An 18,537-nucleotide genomic window follows, 5' to 3' on the forward strand; every position below is an offset into this window, starting at 1 on the left:
TCCGACGATCGAGCCGCGGCTGGCATCCCGGCTGGCTGTGGATGGTGTCCTGCGCGCTGATGAGCATGGGCGCTGAGGCCGCAGGCCACTTCGACGTCGACGACGCGGGCATGCTCGATCCCGGTCAATGCCAGTACGAGACCTGGTGGGGCCGTACCGGCGTCGAGCCGGTCACGGGTTTTCACATCGGGCCGTCGTGCCGCATCGGGCCTGTCGAGCTGGGGCTGAACGTCGATCGGCTCTCGGTGCAGCACGTTCACTCGATCACCGCCGGGCCGCAGCTCAAGTGGACCTTCCTGGGCCAGGCCGGCGACGCGCCGCTCAGCGCGGCCGTGTCGATGGGCACCGTGTCCGATCTCCGGCGCGGCGGCCGCATGGGCGGGCAGTTCGTGGTGCCGGTGACCTGGCGCCCGAGCAGCAGCCTGCAGATCCACGCGAACCTCGGCGCCGACTGGGCGCTCGGCACCGGCGTGCGCACGCCGCGCGTTGGCCTGGCCGCAGAGTGGGCCTTGACCGATGTCGTGTCGCTGATCGCCGAACGCAATCGCGCCTCGGGTGCCTGGACTTCGCGCGTGGGCGGCCGCTTCAGCCTCACGCCGCTCATCAGCGTGGACATCAGCGCCTCGCGCACCCGGCCGGTGGGCGGGCGGGGCGTAACGGGCTTCGTGGTCGGCCTGAACCACGAGTTCAGCTGGAAGTGAATCGAGGTATTCAGCGCAGATAGCGCTGCATGCGCTTCTCGTCCTCGGCCAGTTGCAGGCGCATGAGCGAGAGAAAGTCGCGCGCCGTTGCCGAGAGCACCTTGCCCGCCGGCAGGGCAAGGATGCAGGTGAAGTGCACGTCGATCGACAGCCGGCGCACCACCAGCCCGCGCTCCGCGTAGTCGAGCGCGGTGATCGGATTGACCAGCCCCACGCCCAGGCCGCGCAGCGCCATCTCGCACACGCTGGCCGCGTACGGGGTCTGCACCAGCACGCGCAGCGCCACGCCGTAGGGCGCAAGCGCCGCCTCGAGCCGTTGGTGCGAGGGGTCCTCGGGGTTGAGCGCGAGAAAGGGCGCTTCCGCCAGCTGCTCGGGCTTGATGGTCTTGAAGCGCGCGAGCGCATGGCCCTCGGGCATCACCACCACACCGGGAAAGCGCGAGAACGTCGAATGGTCGATGCCCTCGAGCGAGAGCTCGTCGGCCATGAGCCCGAAATCGGAGATGCCCATCGCCACCCGGTCGCGCACGTCCTTGGAACTGAGCACCTGCAGCGACACCTGCGGCCAGGGGCTCGCGCCGCGGTGCGCCTTCAGGCGGGCGAGGGCGCGCGGCATGAAGCCCAGGCCGTAGGCGGGAAAGCAACTGAGCTCCAGCTGGGTGAGTCCGAAGTCGCGCAGGCTCCGCACGCGGTGCTCGATGGCGTCCATGCCGATGAACACGCGCTCCACCTCGATCCACAGCGCGCGCGCCTCGGGCGTGGGGACCAGCCGCCCGCCCGTGCGCTGGAACAGCAGCATGCCCGCCTGTGCTTCGAGCCGCTTGAGCGACTGGCTGATGGCGGGCTGCGTCACATGCAGCAAGGCCGCGGCCTTGCGGGTGGAGCTGCCGCGCATCAGGGCCCGGAACGTCTCGATTTCGGCAAATCGCATCGATGGCCACCGATAAGTTTATTTATCGATTGAGTATCTGGAGGTGCGTAATTTTATTTCCGAATGCATAAGATTTAGGCACAACTTCCAACCTGCCCTCCCCGTGACGCCCTCGCCAGTTCTGGACTTCAAGTTCGCCGCCTTGCCAGCGGACCCCTCGGCTCATCCCACGGGGAGCCCCACGCCCTCCGCGCTGGCCCGCACGCTCAAGCCGGTGCGCAATCCGCGCTTGCGGGGCCTGCAGTGCCTGCGCTGCGATGCGCTCTACCCGGTCACGCTGACGCACGACGGCTGCCCCGCGTGCAAGCGTGCGGGGTTTCATGTCGCTTTGCGTGCGAGCTACCTGCCCGACCTGGCGGACGAGGCAGACGCGGCGGACATGGCGGAAGGCCACGACGCGATCCCCATGCCCTATGCGCCCGGCTTCACCCTCGGCGAGGGCCGGACGCCGATGCTGGAGATGATGGAGCTGGCGCGGCATTTCGGCGTCGCGCGGCTCGGCCTCAAGGACGAATCGAGCAATCCCACCGGCTCCCACAAGGACCGGATGACGGCGGTCGGCGTGGCGCAGGCGCTGGACTTCGGCGCCCACACGCTGGTGCTCGCGTCGTCGGGCAATGCGGCGGTGTCGGCGGCGCACTACGCGTGGGCGGCAGGGCTGCGCTGCGAGGTCGCCACCTACGAAGGCATGCCGGCCACCTACACGCGCCAGCTCGATGCGCTGGGCGCGCGGCGCTATGTGTTCGCCGACAACGCCGGCCGCTGGGCCTTCGTGCGCGAGCGCTCGCAGTACCCCGGCTACTTCGCGCTGACCAACTACCGCCTGCCCGCGCTCGGCAGCGCGCCGCTGGCCATCGAGGGCTACAAGACCATCGCCCCCGAATGCGTGGCCGACGCCGGCCTGCCGGACCACATCGTGATTCCCACCGCGCGCGGTGACCTTGCCTGGGGCATTTATGCGGGCTTTCGCGACCTGCTGGCCGCCGGGCGTATTCCGCGCCTGCCGCGGCTCTGGCTGGTGGAGCCGTTCCCGCGTCTCGCGCGCGTGTTCGCGGGAGGAGCGATCAACGGCAGCTACCCCGGCCACACCGCGCAGTTCTCGACGGCGGGCGCCACCGTGACCTACCTGCAGTGGCAGGCCGCCACGGCCACGGGCGGCGGTGCGGTGGTGGTGAGCGACGACGAAGCGCGCGCGGCGCGGCGGCTGCTCACCGCCGCCGGCGTGAGCGCCGAACTGTGCGCGGCCGGCGGCCTGGCCGCGCTGCGGCAACTGCGCGAGAGCGGTGCCATCGCCGCCGACGCGCATGTGGTGGTGATGCTCACGGCCAATGCGTCGAGCGATCCGAGCTGGCCCGATCCGGCCGTTTGACCTTCGAAGGAACCTTCATGCCGACGATTCATCGCCGGGCCTTTCTGGCCGCCGGCTGTACAACCCTGCTCGCCGCTGTGCAACCCGCGTGGGCGGCCTATCCCGAACGGCCCATCAAGCTCGTCGTGCCCTGGGCCGCGGGCGGCAGCACCGATGCCATCGCACGCGCCATGGCGCAGCGCATGAGCCAGACCATCGGCAGCCCGGTGATCGTCGACAACCGGCCCGGTGCGGCCGGGATGATCGGCACCGATGCGGCGGCCAAGGCGGCGCCCGATGGCTACACGATCGCCATCGTCGAATTGCCGCATGCGATCGCGCCGGCGGTGACGGCCAGGCTGCCCTACGACCTGCTGCGCGACTTCACGCCAGTGACCATGATCGGCACCTCGCCGCTGGTGTTCTTCGCGGGCATGGACGAGGACAGCAAGGACTTCAGGACCTTCATCAAGTCGGCCGCCGCGAGGTCGTCGCCACCGGCCATTGCGCACAGCGGCGCAGGCACCGTGAGCCATCTCGCGGCCGAGATGCTCGCGAGCCGCACGAAGATCCGTTTCAACATGGTCCCGTACAAGGGGTCGGCGCCGGCGCTGACCGACGTGGCCGCCGGCACGGTGGCCGGCCACTTCGCGACGCTGGCCAGCGGCTCCAGCCTCGCGGGCGGCAACAGGATCCGGCCGCTGCTCGTCACGAGCACGCAGCGCGTGAACATCACCGGCCTGCAGAACGTGCCGGCGCTCGCGGAGAGCAACTTGAAGGGCATGGAGATCGACCAGTGGTGGGCCATGGTCGCGCCGGCCACCACGCCGCTCGAGGTGATCGAGAAGCTGCGCCGCGAAGCCATCACGGCGCTCGAGCATCCCTCGGTGAAGGAGCGGATGTCGGTGCTGGGCGTGCAGATGAAGGGCTCGACGCCGGGCGAGCTGCGCGCCTTCCTGCGCTCCGAGGCCGAGCGCTGGCAGAAGGTGGCGCACGAGGTCGGCTTGCAGCCGCAATAGACCCCGAATCGCCGCTACTTCGCGTCGCTGTACACGGTGGCGCGCGAGACGCCCATGTGCGCCGCTGCGATCTCGGCGCCGCGGCGAATCTCCAGGAAGCCGGCTTTCTTCAGTTCCTGCACGAGCTGCTTGCGGTCCGCGGGCTTGAGCGACCGCGAACTGGTGGCGCGCGATGCTGCGAATTCATCGATGCGCGCGTGGATGCGCTCCGAATGGCCCGCGCCGGTGTCCAGGCTCTCGTGCACCTCCCTGTCGTCGATGCGCGTGAACTGCGAGATCGCGCCCTGGAAGCTCTGGAACAGCGTCAGGTCGACGTTGAGGCACAGCGCGGCCACGTACTCTCCGCTCTCGTCCTTCACGCCGATGGAGGTGCTCTTGACCTTGCGGCCGTCGGAAAAGGTGTTGGCGTAGTTCGCGATCACCGCGGGGTACTCGGGGTCGCGGATGCGGGCGAGGCCTAGCTCGGTGACCGATTGCCCCACCTGCCGGCCGCTCAGGTTGTTCTCGATCGCGTAGATCGCGTTCTTCGGATTGCTCAGGTCGTGCACCACGACTTCGCAGAAGGGCGCGAAGGTTTCGCCGAGGCCTTCGGCCATGTTGCGCAGCATCTCCAGGAGCTGCTTGTTGGACTTCTTCTTCATGGCGGGAATGTATCCAGTTCTGGACGAAGAATCCAAACTGTACGGAAAGTCCATATCTGGATATATTATCCAAATCTAGAAAGATCCTCCAGGAGAACCGCGCATGACACGCCAGGAACCCGCCCGCTATATCGATCCCCGCACCGGCCGTACGCACGAGTTGTCGGAGCGCCGCTGGCGTTCCGACGACGGCAATCCGATGATGGTGACGCCGCTTGCGGGCATCACGCGGGACGACATCGATGCGCGCGAGCGCTCGGTGTGGCGCTATCGCGCGGCGCTGCCGGTCGTGATCGACAAGCCTGCGAGCATGGGCGAGGGCTGTACGCCGCTGGTTCAGAAGCGCTGGGGCGGACTCGATCCGTACTTCAAGCTCGAATGGTTCAACCCGACCTGCAGCTTCAAGGACCGCGGCGCGTCCGTGATGATTTCATTCCTGCGCCAACTGGGCATCGACGCGGTGCTGGAAGACAGCTCGGGCAACGGCGGCGCGGCCATCGCGGCCGCGGGCGCGGCGGCGGGCATCCAGGTGAAGGTGCTCGCGCCCAGCTACACGCCAGCGCCGAAGGTGGCGCAAATTCGCGCTTTCGGCGCCGAGGTGCAACTCGTGCCGGGCCCGCGCGAAGAGTCCGAATACGAAGCGGTGCGCCAGTCCGAATCGATCTTCTACGCGAGCCACAACTGGCATCCGTTCTTCCTGCAGGGTACGAAGACGCTGGCCTATGAACTCTGGGAAGACCTGGGCTTCGTCGCGCCCGACAACGTGGTGATTCCCGCCGGCGCGGGCAGCAATGTGCTCGGGTGCTGGATTGGCTTCAAGGAACTGCTGGCGGCGGGGCAGATCGCGAAGCTGCCGCGGATCTTCGTGGCGCAGCCACTGAACTGCTCGCCGGTGGATGCGAGCTTTGTCGCGGGTGTGGACACGCTGGTGGATCGCATCGTGAAGCCCACCATCGCCGAAGGCACGGCCATCAAGCGGCCCGTGCGACTGCAGGAGATTCTCCAGGCGCTGCGCGAGACGAATGGCAAGACAGTGGCGCTGACCGAAGAGCAGATCGCTGCGGCGGTGCGCCGGTTGGCTTCGACGGGTCTTTATGCCGAACCGACTTCCGCGACGGCGGCTGCGGCCATCGATGTGCTGGCGCAGCGGGGCGACATCCGGGCCGGCGAAACCACGGTCGTGCTGCTGACGGGCACGGGTCTGAAATCGACGCAGTTCATGACCGAGTTGTTCGGCGGCGCTGCCGCCTGATCCCTCGATCTACCAGGGCCAGGCCAGGCGCGTGCCTGTGCCCGTCCCGATCGCGCGTTCGTGAAGCAGGCGCGCGACGGTCAGGTCTTGCAGCGCGAGGCCGGTCATGTCGAACACGGTGATGTCGTCCGGAGCACGCTCGAACGGGGTCTTGCCGCTCAGCAGGTCGCCCAGTTCGGTGCTCGGCGCATCGGGCGCCCATTGGGTTTCGCCGATTTGCTGTGCCTGCGTTCGGTCGTCGACGAAAAGGCGCGCGCGCGGCAGCAAACCCTCAGGGAGTTCGCGCTTGCCTCGCGTGTCGGCGCCGACGCAGTTCAGGTGCGTGCCAGGTTGCACAGCCTCCAGGTCGAACAGTGCGCCGCCGCCCGGTGTCGCGGTGATGACGATGTCGCTCTGCGCGACCGCGGCATTCCGGTCGGTGGCAGGTGCGACGCGGCAGCGGGCCGCAAAGTTTTCTTCGAAGGCGGTGTTGCGGTGGCCAGTGGCGCTCACGTAGCGTACCTCCTGGAGCGAGGGCATCAGGCGCAATGCGAAGTCGAGCTGGATGCGCGCCTGCACGCCGGTGCCGAAGATGCAAAGCCGCGTGCTGCCGGGCCGCGCGAGTTGCTGCAAGCCGAGGCCGCCGGCCGCGCCGGTACGCACGGTCGTGATCGCATTGCCGTCGATCATGCACAGCGGCCGGCCCGTGGCGGGGTCGATCAGGAGGATCGTCGCCTGGTGCGGCTCGCCGCCGCGCTGCCGGTTGGCGGGCCAGAACCCGGCAGCCTTGAAGCCGAGCAGTCCCTGCGTCTGCACGTCGCCCGACTTGATGCCGAACACGCCGCCGGTGGCGAGCGGCTCGCGCACGACGGGAAAGACGCGGCCTTCGCGGTCGCTGTGGAGCACGAAGGCCTCGCGCACGGCATGAAGCACGTCGTCGGGAGAGAGAAGGGCGTTGACCTGGTGCTTGTCGAGCAGCAGGAGGCGTGCGTCGGCGGGCGACGTCGATGGTTTCATCTGGAAATATTATCTACTTCCAGACAAAAAATCAATTCAAGACGCCAGCCGGCCGATCAGCGGCCCGTGTGCACCTTGATGCGGATCGTCGCCACGTCCCAGCCCCTGTTCTTGAGCCGCGTGACAAGCATCGGCGCGAGCTGGCGCAGCTTGGCGGCCGCCGCGCTGCCTTTGACCAGCAGGCACCACACGTCGCCCTCGGCGGGCCCGGCCTGCACGGCGCCGCGCATGGCGGGCGGAATCAGTCCTTCCACGGCTTTCAGGCGCTCGGCGCTGTCGCGGGCGCGCGCCATCAGGCTGCCCAGCGTGGGCGAGCCTTCCGCAGCCTGGTGCAGGCTGATGGCGGGGGCGAGGCGGCGATACATGAGTAATCCTGAGGACAGAAACAAGACAGCTAAAATGCCCGGTTTGCCGGCGTTCGCGCCGGGAAAAAGGCTGCTCGGGGCCGAACTTGATTTCGAAACGAGCGCGCCCAACTGCTTTCACCATATCTTAGGGAATCCGGTCGCAGTGCCTGTCGTGTCAGGTGCCCGCCCATCTCCACCCAATGGCAACCAACTTCCTGACCCAGATCTTCGGCAGCCGCAACGACCGGCTCCTCAAGCAGTATCGCAAGACGGTGGAACGCATCAATGCGCTCGAACCCGAGTTCGAGAAGCTCAGTGACGACGCGCTGCGCGCGAAGACGCAGGAGTTCAAGGACCGCGTGGCCAAGGGCGAAAGCCTCGACGCCCTGCTGCCGGAGGCCTTCGCCACGGTGCGCGAAGGCTCCAAGCGCGTCATGAAGATGCGCCACTTCGACGTCCAGCTGCTCGGCGGCATGGCGCTGCACAACGGCAAGATCTCCGAAATGCGCACCGGCGAGGGCAAGACGCTGACCGCCACGCTGCCGGTGTACCTGAATGCGCTGTCGGGCAAGGGCGTGCATGTGGTCACGGTGAACGACTACCTCGCCAGCCGCGACGCCAAGTGGATGGGCCGGCTCTACAACTTCCTGGGCCTCACGGTGGGCATCAACCTGCCGCAGATGCCGCGGGAAGAAAAGCAGGAAGCCTACGGCAGCGACATCACGTATGGCACCAACAACGAATACGGCTTCGACTACCTGCGCGACAACATGGTGTACGAGCCGGGCGACCGGGTCCAGCGCGAGCTGAACTACGCGATCGTCGACGAGGTGGACTCGATCCTGATCGACGAGGCCCGCACCCCGCTGATCATCAGCGGACAGGCCGAAGACCACACCGACCTTTACCTGGCCATCAACAAAGTGGTGCCGCTGCTCAAGAAGCAGGAAGGCGAAGCCGACCCGCGCACGGGCGAGGGCGTCACGGTGCCGGGTGACTTCACGGTCGACGAGAAGACGCACCAGGTGTTCCTGACCGAAGACGGCCATGAGAACGCCGAGCGCATCCTGGGCGAGCTCAAGCTGATTCCCGAGGGCGCGTCGCTCTACGACCCGGCCAACATCACGCTGATGCATCACCTGAATGCGGCGCTGCGTGCGCGTCACCTCTACCACCGCGACCAGCACTACGTGGTGCAGCAGGGCGAAGTGACCATCGTCGACGAATTCACCGGCCGCCTCATGACGGGCCGTCGCTGGAGCGATGGCCTGCACCAGGCCGTGGAAGCCAAGGAAGGCGTCGAGATCCAGGCCGAGAACCAGACGATGGCCTCGATCACCTTCCAGAACTACTTCCGCCTGTACGGCAAGCTGGCCGGCATGACCGGCACGGCCGACACCGAGGCCTACGAGTTCCAGGAAATCTACGGCCTCGAGACGGTCATCATTCCGCCCAATCGCATCAGCAAGCGCGAAGACCAGCTCGACCGCGTCTACAAGACGACGCGCGAGAAGTACGAGGCGGCGATCCAGGACATCCGCGAGTGCTACGAACGCGGCCAGCCGGTGCTGGTGGGCACCTCGTCCATCGAGAACTCCGAAATCATCGACGGCCTGCTCACGCAGGCGGGCCTGCCGCACCAGGTGCTGAACGCCAAGCAGCATGCGCGCGAAGCCGATATCGTGGCGCAGGCCGGCCGCACGAAGATGATCACCATCGCGACCAACATGGCCGGCCGCGGCACCGACATCGTGCTGGGCGGCAACATCGAGAAGATGATCGAGGCCATCGAGAACGACGAAGGCCGTGACGAAGCGACGAAGCAGGCCGACATCGCGCACGTGCGTGCCGAGTGGACCAAGGACCATGAATTCGTGAAGTCGCTCGGCGGCCTGCGCATCATCGCGACCGAACGCCACGAATCGCGCCGTATCGACAACCAGCTGCGCGGTCGTTCGGGCCGCCAGGGCGACCCGGGCTCCTCGCGCTTCTACCTGAGCCTGGACGATCCGCTGATGCGCATCTTCGCGGGCGACCGCGTGAAGGCGATCATGGACCGCCTGAAGATGCCCGATGGAGAGGCCATCGAAGCCGGCATCGTCACGCGCAGCATCGAGAGCGCGCAGCGCAAGGTCGAGGCGCGCAACTTCGATATCCGCAAGCAGTTGCTCGAGTACGACGACGTCTCGAACGACCAGCGCAAGGTGATCTACCAGCAGCGCAACGACATCCTGGACGCGGCCGACCTCACGGCGCAGATCGCCGCGCTGCGCGAAGGCTGCTTCATGGACGTGGTGCGCCAGTACGTGCCCGCCGAATCGGTCGAGGAGCAGTGGGACCTGGACGGCCTCGAAAAGAGCCTCTTCACCGAATGGGGCCTGGACATGCCGATCAAGAAGGAGGTCGAGGCCTCCGACGCGATCTCCGACGAAGACGTGCTCGAGAAGGTGGTCAAGGCCGCCAACGAGGCCTTCGACGCCAAGGTGGCACTGATCGGCCAGGAAAACTTCACCCAGTTCGAGCGCATGGTGCTGCTGCAGAGCATCGACACCCACTGGCGAGAGCATCTGGCATCGCTCGACTACCTGCGCCAGGGCATCCACCTGCGCGGCTATGCCCAAAAGCAACCCAAGCAGGAATACAAGCGCGAGGCCTTCGAGCTCTTCGGCCAACTGCTCGACTCGGTGAAGAACGAAGTCACGCGCCAGCTCATGACGGTGCGCGTGCAGTCGGGCGAGCAACTCGAGGAAGCCGCGGAAGCCATGGAAAGCCGCGGCGAGAACGTGGCCAACATCACCTATTCCGCGCCGACCGAAACCGGCGAAGTCGAGGTGCGTGTGGACGAGGAAAGCCAGCGCCGCCTCGCGGCCGTCGGCACCGGCGCCCTGAGCGCCGAAGCCGCCGCCTTTGCCCGCGTCGGCCGCAACGACCCGTGTCCGTGCGGCAGTGGCAAAAAATATAAGCATTGCCACGGCAAACTCAGCTGACCCAGCAACTCCCCTAGAGAAATCGCCATGCCCGTGAACCTGTCCGCCCCTGATCCTGCCGCCTTGTTCGCGGTGCCCGGCGTCCGCATCGGCGTGGCCGAAGCGGGCGTGCGAAAGGCCAACCGCAAGGACCTGACCGTCGTGCTGATCGACGAAGGCTCGGCGGTCGGCGGCGTGTTCACCCAGAACCGCTTCTGCGCGGCGCCGGTGCAGGTCTGCCGCGACCACCTGGCCGCCAACTACGGCATCCGCGCGATGGTGATCAACACCGGCAACGCCAATGCCGGCACGGGCGAAGACGGTCTGATGCGCACGCGCTCCACCTGCATCGCACTCGCGCGCAAGCTGGAGATCGCGCCCGAGCAGATCCTGCCGTTCTCCACCGGCGTGATCATGGAGCCGCTGCCCGTGGACCGCATCGAAGCCGGCCTGCCCGCCGCGCTGGCCGACGCCTCGGAAAACCATTGGGCACGTGCCGCCGAAGGCATCATGACCACCGACACGATCCCCAAGGCGTTCAGCCAGAAGGTGCAGATCGGCGGCGCCACCGTCACCATCACCGGCATCAGCAAGGGCGCCGGCATGATCCGTCCGAACATGGCGACCATGCTCGGCTTCATGGCGACCGACGCGAAGATCGATCCGTCGCTGATCCAACCGCTGGCCAAGCGCCTGGCCGATGGCTCGTTCAATCGCGTGACCATCGACGGCGACACATCGACCAACGATTCGTTCGTTGTCATCGCCACGCAGAAGGCGGCGCACGCAACCATCACCTCGCTCGAATCTGCCGACGGCCAGGCCCTCGTGGCGGCCATGCAGGATGTGGCGCGCCTCCTGGCGCAAGCCATCGTGCGCGACGGCGAAGGCGCGACCAAGTTCATCACCATCCAGGTCGAAGGCGGGCGCGATGCAGCCGAGTGCAAGCAGGTCGCGTACGCGATCGCGCATTCGCCGTTGGTCAAGACCGCGTTCTACGCCAGCGACCCGAACCTGGGCCGCATCCTGGCGGCGGTCGGCTATGCAGGCATTGCCGACCTCGACCAGACCGGCATCGATCTGTTCCTGGACGACGTGCACGTGGCCGTCAAGGGCGGGCGCAACCCGTCGTACCGTGAGGAAGACGGCCAGCGCGTGATGAAGCAGAGCGAGATCACGGTGCGCGTCGGCCTCGGCCGCGGCAACGCCAGCGAAACAGTGTGGACCTGCGACTTCAGCCACGAATACGTGACCATCAACGCCGACTACAGATCATGATGTCCCCCACGCTCCGCACTTCGTGTCGTCGCTGCCCCCCGAGGGGGCGCTCAACGCTCTTGGGGCGGCCGGGCGGGCGTCGATGAACGAGCAGTTCCAGAAGCTGATCGAGCGCGCCGAGCAGCTCATTACCCGCATCGAATCGATCCTGCCGCAGCCGCTGTCGGCGCCGGCCGACTGGAATGCCTCCATCGCCTGGCGCTACCGCCGCCGCAATTCCGGCCATGGCGTGCTGGAACCGGTGAAGCACGTGGCCACGATGGCGCTCGATTCGCTCAAGGAAATCGACGTCCAGAAGGAAAAGATCGAGCGCAACACGCGCCAGTTCGTCGAAGGCAAGCCGGCCAACAACGTGCTCCTGACGGGCGCGCGGGGCACGGGCAAGTCGTCACTCATTCGCGCCTGCCTGCAGGCCTATGCGCCCCAGGGGCTGCGCCTGATCGAGGTGGACAAGGCCGAGTTGGTCGACCTGCCCGACATCGTCGAGGTGGTCTCGCAGCGTCCCGAGAAGTTCATTGTCTTCAGCGACGACCTGAGCTTCGACGAGGGCGAGCCGGGCTACAAGGCGCTCAAGTCGATCCTGGACGGGTCGATTGCGGCATCGACGCCCAACGTGCTGATCTACGCGACCAGCAACCGGCGCCACCTCTTGCCCGAGTACATGAAGGAAAACCTCACGTACACCCACACCGACGATGGCGAAGTGCATCCGGGCGAGGTGATCGAGGAAAAGATTTCGCTGTCCGAGCGCTTCGGCCTCTGGGTGAGCTTCTATCCCTTCAGCCAGAACGAGTACCTGACGATCGTGGGGCAGTGGCTCTCGTCGTTCGGCGTCGATGCGGCCGCCATCGCGGCGGCGCGGCCCGAAGCGCTGGTCTGGGCGCTGGAACGCGGCTCGCGCAGTGGCCGCGTGGCCTACCAGTTCGCCCGCGACTACGCAGGCCGGGGCACCGCGTGAGCGCAGAAGAGAAGAACGGCGCGCGCAAGCACACCGAGGTCGCGGTCGGCGTGCTGATCCGCCTGGCCGATGACGCCTTGCTGCTCTCGACCCGGCCCGAAGGCAAGGCCTACGCGGGCTACTGGGAGTTTCCGGGCGGCAAGATCGAAGCCGGCGAAACCGTCGAAGAGGCCCTGCGGCGCGAACTGCAGGAAGAGCTCGGCATCACCATCGAAGGTGCCTCGGTGTGGAAGGTCACGGAGCACGACTATCCGCATGCGCTGGTGCGCCTGCATTGGTGCAAGGTGACGGCCTGGACCGGCGAGTTCGAGATGCGCGAAGGCCAGGCCATGGCGTGGCAGCAACTGCCGCTGGACGTGGCACCTGTGCTGCCGGGCGCATTGCCGGTGCTCGAATGGCTGGTGCAGGAGCGCGGCCTGCCCGCTTCGGCGGCGCTGGCCGTCTCGACGCTGGCCTGATGCGCGGCACCGGCCGGCACATCGGCCGCAAGTCGCCTGAGGCCTGACTCCGAAGATGCATCCCAAGTACCGCCCCGACATCGACGGCCTGCGCGCCGTCGCCGTCGCGTCGGTGCTGGCATTCCATGCGTTTCCCGATGCGCTGCCGGGCGGCTTCATCGGGGTCGACATCTTCTTCGTGATCTCGGGCTTCCTGATCACGACGATCATCATGCAGAGCCACGCGGCGAGCGACTTCAGCTACCGCGACTTCTATGCGCGGCGCATCCGGCGCATCTTTCCGGCCCTGATGCTGGTGCTCGCCGCCACGCTGGCCTTCGGCTGGTATGCGCTGCTGCCGAGGGAGTTTGCCGAACTCGGCAAGCAGGCCGCGGGCGGCGCGGCTTTCGTGGCCAACTTCATCTTCTGGGGTGAGTCGGGGTACTTCGACACCGCGGCCGAGACCAAGCCGCTGCTGCACCTGTGGTCGCTGGGCATCGAGGAGCAGTTCTACATTTTCTGGCCACTGCTGCTGGGCGTGGCGTGGCGTCGGCGCTGGCCGATCGTGCGGCTGCTGTGGGTGATCGCGGTGGCGTCGTTCCTGGTCAACGTGACGACGGTGCATCCATTCCGCGAGGCGGCGTTCTATTCGCCGGCCTCGCGTTTCTGGGAGCTGATGGTCGGCGGCATCCTGGCGTGCATGCGGCTCAAACCCGTCGCGCCGAGCGCGTGGCGCAGCCATTTTCAATCGGTGCTCGGCGCAGGCTTGATCGTGCTGGGGCTCGTGATGACGCGCAGCGACAAGGCCTTCCCGGGCTGGTGGGCGCTGTTGCCGACGCTGGGGGCTGTGAGCTGCATCGCGGCAGGTCCGACCGGGCTGCTCAACAAGTACCTGCTTTCGAACCGGGTGATGGTGTGGATCGGCCTCATCAGCTATCCGCTCTACCTGTGGCACTGGCCGCTGCTGGTGTACGCGCGGATCGTGGAAGAAGGCCACCCTTCGGCGTGGGTGCGCGCGGGCGCGGTGGTCGCGAGCGTCGTGCTGGCGTGGGCCACCTACCGTTTTCTCGAGCGTTTCACCCGGGCGCGGACGGGCGTCGGCATGCTGCGCGCGCTGGCTGGTTCCGGCGTGGCGGTCGCACTGGTCGGTGTGCTGGCGCTGGGCGGCATGCCGCCGCGCAACGGCAGCGACCTGCTGCGCAAGGTGACCGACGCCACGGTGGACGACAACTACTACGACGGCTTCAAGCAGGAGAAGCTGGGAGTGCACAAGGTCGAGCGCACCGGCAACGGCGCGCGCAAGGTGCTGCTGATCGGCGACAGCCATGTGCAGCAGTACGCGCCCCGGGCGCTGGAGCTCGCACGCAGCGCACCTGGGCAGATGGCCACGGCGTATTTCGCGACCTACGGCGCCTGCCCGCCCGTGCCGGGCGTGCTGTCCGACGGCAACGAAGGTTGCGACAAGGCGCGCACCGGCATGCTCGAACTGGCACTCGACTCGCGGATCGACACGGTCGTCGTCGGCGCCTGCTGGAACTGCTATTTCACCGGGAATTTCCCGTTGGCCTTCTACTTCCAGGACGGCACCGCGGCCTACCCGATCAACAACGGCGGCCCGGGGCTCGGACGCTCGCTCGATGCGCTCGAGAAGTTGTTGACCACCCTGGTCCAGAGCAAGAAGAAGGTGTATCTGCTGCTGGACAACGCGCGCAGCGTGGAGTTCGAACCGCGCCGCCTGATCGAGGGCAGCCGCATGGGGCAGATGACGGCGCTGACCAGCACCACCACCGGCCCGCTGCCGCCCGAGCAGGCGCAGCTCAACGAACGGTTGAAGCGCATTGCTGCATCGAGCGGCGCGGAGGCCATCGACGTGCTCGCGCAGCTTTGCAAGTCGGGCGAGTGCGTGCGGTCCATGCCGGACGGCACGCCGGTCTACAAGGACCGCGAGCACCTGCGGCCCTTCTACGTGCGGGAGCACGCGGGTTATTTGGACAAGGTGTTTCTCGGGGACGGCGGCCGCTAGAGCGGCGACGCTCTACTTACTGGAGCTTGGGGTCGCCGAATGGATCGTCGTCGGGCGGCGCCTCGGCCGGCATCCGGAATTCCTCGCTGGCCCAGGCACCGAGATCGACGCCCTTGCAGCGCGCGCTGCAGAAGGGCCGATAGGGGTTGGAAGGCGCGTAGATGCTGTCGCCGCCGCAACTGGGGCAACGGACGATCCGCTCGCCTTTGTCGTTTACCTTGCCCGTCATTCGATGGCCTCTGTGCTGCGCGCTGCGGCATTCGCCTTGGGAGCGGCCCGGCGGCTCATGCGCAGAGCGTCAGTTCAAAAGGCGCGTCTTCCGTGCTCTGGTGCAGGCGGTCGTCGGCCTCGTGCCGCATGAGCCGGACCGAAACCATCAGGCGGTTGCCGCTGATTTCGGGGACCAGCCCCAGCCGGGGATCGATGCGCAGGCGCAGCAGCTGGAAGCTGCGGCCCTGCGGCAGGTTCTGCTGGAACTGCCCGTTCGTGGCGATGACCTTGTAGGGCACATCGGCGTCACGCAGCAGCTTGAGCAGGAGGTAAATGGAGGAGGCCAGCGGCGAGAGCGTGTTCGACCAGCGCTCCAGATCCGCGCGGCGGCTGGCCGGCGTGCGGTGCTGCCAGGCGTAGTAGGCGGGCAGGTCGAATTCGCAGGTGCCACCCGGAATACCGGCACGGCTGCGGATGCTCATGAGCCACTCGTTGTCGGTCAGCGACTGGCCGGCCTTGCCGGCGACGCCGTTGAGCGCCGCGAAGTTGCCTTCGAGCTGGCCGACGACCTGGTCGAGCACGGCTTCAGCGATGGCCGGATTGCCCCGGTAGCTGTTGAAGACGTTCTTGTGCTTGTCGAGATCCCGAAGCACATCGGCCTTGAGATCGGCGCGCGCGGCCACGTCCATGATCTCGAAGATCGTGACCAGGGCGTAGTGATGGGACAGCGGCGAATCCGAGGGCACCAACTCTCCGAGGCGACGGAACAGGTGTTCCAGCCTCAGGTAGGTGCGGATGCGCTCGTTGAAGGGGTACTCGTAAAGGATCACGCGTGTTTATCGGTTTCCTGTCGCGGGATCATAACTTCAGGGTGATTTGGAAGGGGGCGTCGGAAGCACCTCGCGCACGGCGGCCAGCATGCGGTCGCCGAGCAGGAGCTGTCCGTGCATCGACATGTGAGTGTCGTTCGAGAAATAGAAATCGCGAACCTGAGAGTGTTTCTCACGTGTAAAAGCGAAGAGGTCAGGTCCCGTCAACTTCGATTCACGGAAGCCCGTTTCGAAATCCTTCGAATAGTCGGGCTTCAGGTACACCGTGGTCTTGTTGGGAATCACCATCCACATGATCGGGATGGCTGTGTGCGCCGCTGTGAAGTTCTTCATCCACTCGAGGTGCGCGAGGGTCAGCGGACCGTTGTCCTCATCCTCGGCGAAGAAGGGCATCTTGTCGCACGCGTGATGCGAGAAGTACTTGCAGCCATTCGGCACCGGGCGCACCCAGGTGTTCCAGTCGAAGTAGGTGTCGGTTGCAGACTTTTTCGCTTTCCACGTGTTGTAGTACGTGGTGATGCCGGTCATGAACTGGACGTTCCAGTTGGGCGCGGGGTCGGGCACGGTCTCGTCCGGCTTGACGAGGGGATGCAGCATGGCGTCGTAGGGCATGCGCATCTTCTGGCACTTCGCACTGTCCTTGGTGCGGTCGCCCAAAAGGCGCTCGACGCTCTCGATGATGATCAGCTTGCCCTTGAAGCCCGAGCGCTGGACCCACTGGTCGAAGTCGCCGCACAGCGCGTTCTCGTACTGACCCCAGTAACTGGTCGAGACGCGGTAGCCCGCCGCAACGAGCTTGGACTGCCAGCGGAAGGTCATGGAGAAGCTGTCGCCGATCACCATGATGTCGGCTTGATCGACCGGCGTCCCCTTGAGCAGCGCCGGGTCGACCTTCGGCGGGGGCGCGGTCCAGCCGAACTCGCGCTCGGACAGGCGCCCGATCCGCGTGAGGTCGCCGTAGGGAATGGGGCTGGTCAGCGAAACGATCCACAGCCCCATCAGCACGATGTAGCCGATGAAGAAGAACCGCAGCCAGACTTTCGCGGGCATCGTCATGTCGAATCAGAATTGGAAGTAGAGGAACGGGCTGTAGTTGCCCAGCTTCGAGACGCACCACGCGAAGAGCGCGAAGGTGCCGATGGCCAGCACCGCGGTGGAGAGCCACGCCATGACCGGTCGGCCTGCCACGGCCTTCGGATGCGGAATCCAGCGCTCCAGCGTGATCGTTGGCGGCAGCGCCAGGCAGATGATGATGCCCACCAGCAGGGTCTGGAAGAACTCGGGCTTGCGGAACGGAACCGGGCCCAGCTCGCTGAACGCCGACGGCGGCGCGCCGTGCAGGCCGAGCATGCCCTTGTAGATGGCCATGGCCGTGTGCATGCCATCGGCGCGGAAGACGATCCAGGCGACCACCACGCACAGGAAGGTCAGGAACCAGCCGAGCACCCGGGCGATGCGGCCGGGCGTCGCATTGCGTCGCACCTTGGCGTTCCAGAGGTGGTTGATCATCAGGAAGATGCCGTGCAGGGCGCCCCAGATCACGAAGGTCCAGGCGGCGCCGTGCCAGAGGCCGCCCAGCAGCATCGTGAGGAACAGGTTCAGGTAGCGCCGGGCCGGGCCCTTGCGGTTGCCGCCCAGCGGCACGTAGAGGTAGTCGCGCAGGAACGTCGACAGCGAGATGTGCCAGCGGCGCCAGAACTCGATGATGTTGGTCGACTTGTAGGGTGAGCGGAAGTTGAGCGGCAACTGAACGCCCAGGCACAGCGAGAGGCCCACCGCCATGTCCGAGTAGCCCGAGAAATCGAAATAGATCTGCAGCGTGTAGGCCAGCGCACCGAACCAGGCGGTGTAGAGCGTGGGCTCGATGCCCTTGTGCACGCCGTTGAACATCATGTCGGCGTACTGGCCCAGCGGGTCGGCAATCAGCAGTTTCTTGGCAAGGCCGAAGACGAAGATCGCAATGCCGATGGCCACCTTGTTCGGGTCGACGCGGTAGGTGGCGCTGTTCGCGAACTGCGGCATCATCTGCGCGTGATGCAGCACGGGGCCCGCGATCAGGTGCGGGAAGTAGGTCACGAACAGCACGTAGTGGATGAAGCTGCGCTCGTGCACCTTGCCTTGCCAGCAGTCGACCAGGAAGGCGATCTGCGTGAAGGTGTAGAACGAGATGCCGATCGGCAGCACGATGTGCACGAGTTCGATGGGCGTGAGGCCTGCCGCGACCAGTCCGGCGTCGACGTTTTCAAGGAAGAAGTTGGCGTACTTGAAGACGGCCAGCACGCCCAGGTTGACCACCAGTGCCGCGATCAGCAGCGTCTTGCGCTTGCGGTCGTCGCGGCCCGGTGCGGGCGTCAACTGCAGGCCGAACCAGTAGTTGACGCAGATCGAGCCCAGCAGCAGCGGCAGGGCCTGCACGCTCCACCAGCCGTAGAAGAACAGCGAGGCCAGTGCGAGGAAGCCGGCGGCGGCGCGGGCGTTGCGCTTGCCGATCAGAAAGAACCCGATCAGGACCAGCGGGAAAAAGACAAAAATGAAGGGATACGAGTTGAAAAGCATCTCGGGGAGGGCACTGCGGCGAGCGCCTTTTTGTCGTAATCGTT

General features: G+C 66.4%; 17 protein-coding genes. 9 read left to right on the forward strand and 8 right to left on the reverse strand.

Annotated features, from left to right (window positions below):
* Window positions 1-59: 59 nt before the first annotated feature.
* Window positions 60-701, forward strand: a complete 642-nt coding sequence (locus J2W23_RS09330) for a hypothetical protein (protein ID WP_307648523.1) — start codon at window positions 60-62, stop codon at window positions 699-701.
* 10 nt (window positions 702-711) lie between these two features.
* Here the strand turns inward: J2W23_RS09330 and J2W23_RS09335 are convergent, their stop codons facing one another.
* Window positions 712-1,632 carry a LysR substrate-binding domain-containing protein gene (locus J2W23_RS09335; protein WP_176659357.1) on the reverse strand — a complete coding sequence of 307 codons (921 nt, stop codon included), beginning with the start codon at window positions 1,630-1,632 and terminating at the stop codon, window positions 712-714.
* A 103-nt stretch (window positions 1,633-1,735) separates the two neighbouring features.
* Between J2W23_RS09335 and J2W23_RS09340 the strand changes: the two genes are divergently transcribed.
* Both J2W23_RS09340 and J2W23_RS09345 read left to right on the forward strand, forming a co-directional pair.
* Window positions 1,736-3,001 (forward strand): pyridoxal-phosphate dependent enzyme, encoded by a 1,266-nt coding sequence (locus J2W23_RS09340; protein WP_307648524.1) that lies wholly within the window; start codon window positions 1,736-1,738, stop codon window positions 2,999-3,001.
* 17 nt (window positions 3,002-3,018) lie between these two features.
* Window positions 3,019-3,999, forward strand: a complete 981-nt coding sequence (locus J2W23_RS09345; protein ID WP_307648525.1) for a Bug family tripartite tricarboxylate transporter substrate binding protein — start codon at window positions 3,019-3,021, stop codon at window positions 3,997-3,999.
* Window positions 4,000-4,013: 14 nt separating this feature from the next.
* Here J2W23_RS09345 and J2W23_RS09350 read toward each other — a convergent pair whose 3' ends face one another.
* Complete coding sequence (locus J2W23_RS09350; RefSeq protein WP_307648526.1) at window positions 4,014-4,640, reverse strand: helix-turn-helix transcriptional regulator; 627 nt, start codon at window positions 4,638-4,640, stop codon at window positions 4,014-4,016.
* Between the two features lie 103 nt (window positions 4,641-4,743).
* On the opposite strand from J2W23_RS09350, the gene J2W23_RS09355 reads away from it, so the two are divergent.
* Window positions 4,744-5,892, forward strand: a complete 1,149-nt coding sequence (locus tag J2W23_RS09355; protein WP_307648527.1) for a threonine synthase — start codon at window positions 4,744-4,746, stop codon at window positions 5,890-5,892.
* Between the two features lie 9 nt (window positions 5,893-5,901).
* Here J2W23_RS09355 and J2W23_RS09360 read toward each other — a convergent pair whose 3' ends face one another.
* Both J2W23_RS09360 and J2W23_RS09365 read right to left on the reverse strand, forming a co-directional pair.
* Window positions 5,902-6,888 (reverse strand): ornithine cyclodeaminase family protein, encoded by a 987-nt coding sequence (locus J2W23_RS09360; RefSeq protein WP_307648528.1) that lies wholly within the window; start codon window positions 6,886-6,888, stop codon window positions 5,902-5,904.
* A gap of 56 nt (window positions 6,889-6,944) precedes the next feature.
* Window positions 6,945-7,253 (reverse strand): hypothetical protein, encoded by a 309-nt coding sequence (locus tag J2W23_RS09365; RefSeq protein ID WP_176659363.1) that lies wholly within the window; start codon window positions 7,251-7,253, stop codon window positions 6,945-6,947.
* Window positions 7,254-7,435: 182 nt separating this feature from the next.
* Here J2W23_RS09365 and secA point away from each other — a divergent pair, with 182 nt between their 5' ends.
* The 5 genes from secA to J2W23_RS09390 all read left to right on the forward strand — a co-directional run bounded on the left by secA (window position 7,436) and on the right by J2W23_RS09390 (window position 14,897).
* Entirely contained in the window at window positions 7,436-10,222 is a 2,787-nt protein-coding gene (secA, locus tag J2W23_RS09370; RefSeq protein ID WP_176659364.1) for a preprotein translocase subunit SecA, read from the forward strand.
* A gap of 27 nt (window positions 10,223-10,249) precedes the next feature.
* Entirely contained in the window at window positions 10,250-11,479 is a 1,230-nt protein-coding gene (gene argJ, locus J2W23_RS09375) for a bifunctional glutamate N-acetyltransferase/amino-acid acetyltransferase ArgJ (RefSeq protein WP_307648529.1), read from the forward strand.
* A gap of 82 nt (window positions 11,480-11,561) precedes the next feature.
* Window positions 11,562-12,437 (forward strand): ATP-binding protein, encoded by an 876-nt coding sequence (locus tag J2W23_RS09380; RefSeq protein WP_176659366.1) that lies wholly within the window; start codon window positions 11,562-11,564, stop codon window positions 12,435-12,437.
* Window positions 12,434-12,895 carry a (deoxy)nucleoside triphosphate pyrophosphohydrolase gene (locus J2W23_RS09385; RefSeq protein WP_176659367.1) on the forward strand — a complete coding sequence of 154 codons (462 nt, stop codon included), beginning with the start codon at window positions 12,434-12,436 and terminating at the stop codon, window positions 12,893-12,895. Before J2W23_RS09380 ends, J2W23_RS09385 begins: the two co-directional genes overlap by 4 nt.
* Before the next feature lie 55 nt (window positions 12,896-12,950).
* Window positions 12,951-14,897, forward strand: a complete 1,947-nt coding sequence (locus J2W23_RS09390; RefSeq protein WP_307648530.1) for an acyltransferase family protein — start codon at window positions 12,951-12,953, stop codon at window positions 14,895-14,897.
* A gap of 16 nt (window positions 14,898-14,913) precedes the next feature.
* Here J2W23_RS09390 and J2W23_RS09395 read toward each other — a convergent pair whose 3' ends face one another.
* From J2W23_RS09395 to J2W23_RS09410, 4 genes are read right to left on the reverse strand one after another with little or no spacing between them, the layout of a single operon-like run.
* A complete protein-coding gene (locus tag J2W23_RS09395) occupies window positions 14,914-15,126 on the reverse strand; it encodes a DNA gyrase inhibitor YacG (RefSeq protein WP_176659369.1) in 213 nt (70 codons plus the stop codon).
* 55 nt (window positions 15,127-15,181) lie between these two features.
* A complete protein-coding gene (gene zapD / locus J2W23_RS09400) occupies window positions 15,182-15,937 on the reverse strand; it encodes a cell division protein ZapD (protein ID WP_307648531.1) in 756 nt (251 codons plus the stop codon).
* Window positions 15,938-15,973: 36 nt separating this feature from the next.
* The gene (locus J2W23_RS09405) at window positions 15,974-16,987 is read right to left on the reverse strand and encodes a hypothetical protein (protein WP_307648532.1); all 1,014 of its coding nucleotides are present in this window, start codon (window positions 16,985-16,987) and stop codon (window positions 15,974-15,976) included.
* Between the two features lie 12 nt (window positions 16,988-16,999).
* On the reverse strand, window positions 17,000-18,493 hold the full coding sequence (locus J2W23_RS09410; protein WP_176659372.1) for an MBOAT family O-acyltransferase: 1,494 nt from the start codon (window positions 18,491-18,493) through the stop codon (window positions 17,000-17,002).
* Between the last annotated feature and the right edge of the window lie 44 nt (window positions 18,494-18,537).

It is taken from the genome of Variovorax boronicumulans, assembly GCF_030812215.1.
Taxonomy (GTDB): Bacteria; Pseudomonadota; Gammaproteobacteria; order Burkholderiales; family Burkholderiaceae_C; genus Variovorax; species Variovorax boronicumulans_C.

What these genes read in the sequence shown, in the direction of transcription:
- J2W23_RS09350 (WP_307648526.1), bottom strand. Translation starts at nt 4,640, where the DNA reads ATGAAGAAGAAGTCCAACAAGCAGCTCCTGGAGATGCTGCGCAACATG.
- secA (WP_176659364.1), top strand. Translation starts at nt 7,436, where the DNA reads ATGGCAACCAACTTCCTGACCCAGATCTTCGGCAGCCGCAACGACCGG.
- J2W23_RS09410 (WP_176659372.1), bottom strand. Translation starts at nt 18,493, where the DNA reads ATGCTTTTCAACTCGTATCCCTTCATTTTTGTCTTTTTCCCGCTGGTC.
- argJ (WP_307648529.1), top strand. Translation starts at nt 10,250, where the DNA reads ATGCCCGTGAACCTGTCCGCCCCTGATCCTGCCGCCTTGTTCGCGGTG.
- J2W23_RS09335 (WP_176659357.1), bottom strand. Translation starts at nt 1,632, where the DNA reads ATGCGATTTGCCGAAATCGAGACGTTCCGGGCCCTGATGCGCGGCAGC.
- J2W23_RS09345 (WP_307648525.1), top strand. Translation starts at nt 3,019, where the DNA reads ATGCCGACGATTCATCGCCGGGCCTTTCTGGCCGCCGGCTGTACAACC.
- J2W23_RS09360 (WP_307648528.1), bottom strand. Translation starts at nt 6,888, where the DNA reads ATGAAACCATCGACGTCGCCCGCCGACGCACGCCTCCTGCTGCTCGAC.
- J2W23_RS09330 (WP_307648523.1), top strand. Translation starts at nt 60, where the DNA reads ATGAGCATGGGCGCTGAGGCCGCAGGCCACTTCGACGTCGACGACGCG.
- J2W23_RS09365 (WP_176659363.1), bottom strand. Translation starts at nt 7,253, where the DNA reads ATGTATCGCCGCCTCGCCCCCGCCATCAGCCTGCACCAGGCTGCGGAA.
- J2W23_RS09405 (WP_307648532.1), bottom strand. Translation starts at nt 16,987, where the DNA reads ATGCCCGCGAAAGTCTGGCTGCGGTTCTTCTTCATCGGCTACATCGTG.
- J2W23_RS09390 (WP_307648530.1), top strand. Translation starts at nt 12,951, where the DNA reads ATGCATCCCAAGTACCGCCCCGACATCGACGGCCTGCGCGCCGTCGCC.
- J2W23_RS09380 (WP_176659366.1), top strand. Translation starts at nt 11,562, where the DNA reads ATGAACGAGCAGTTCCAGAAGCTGATCGAGCGCGCCGAGCAGCTCATT.
- J2W23_RS09355 (WP_307648527.1), top strand. Translation starts at nt 4,744, where the DNA reads ATGACACGCCAGGAACCCGCCCGCTATATCGATCCCCGCACCGGCCGT.
- J2W23_RS09395 (WP_176659369.1), bottom strand. Translation starts at nt 15,126, where the DNA reads ATGACGGGCAAGGTAAACGACAAAGGCGAGCGGATCGTCCGTTGCCCC.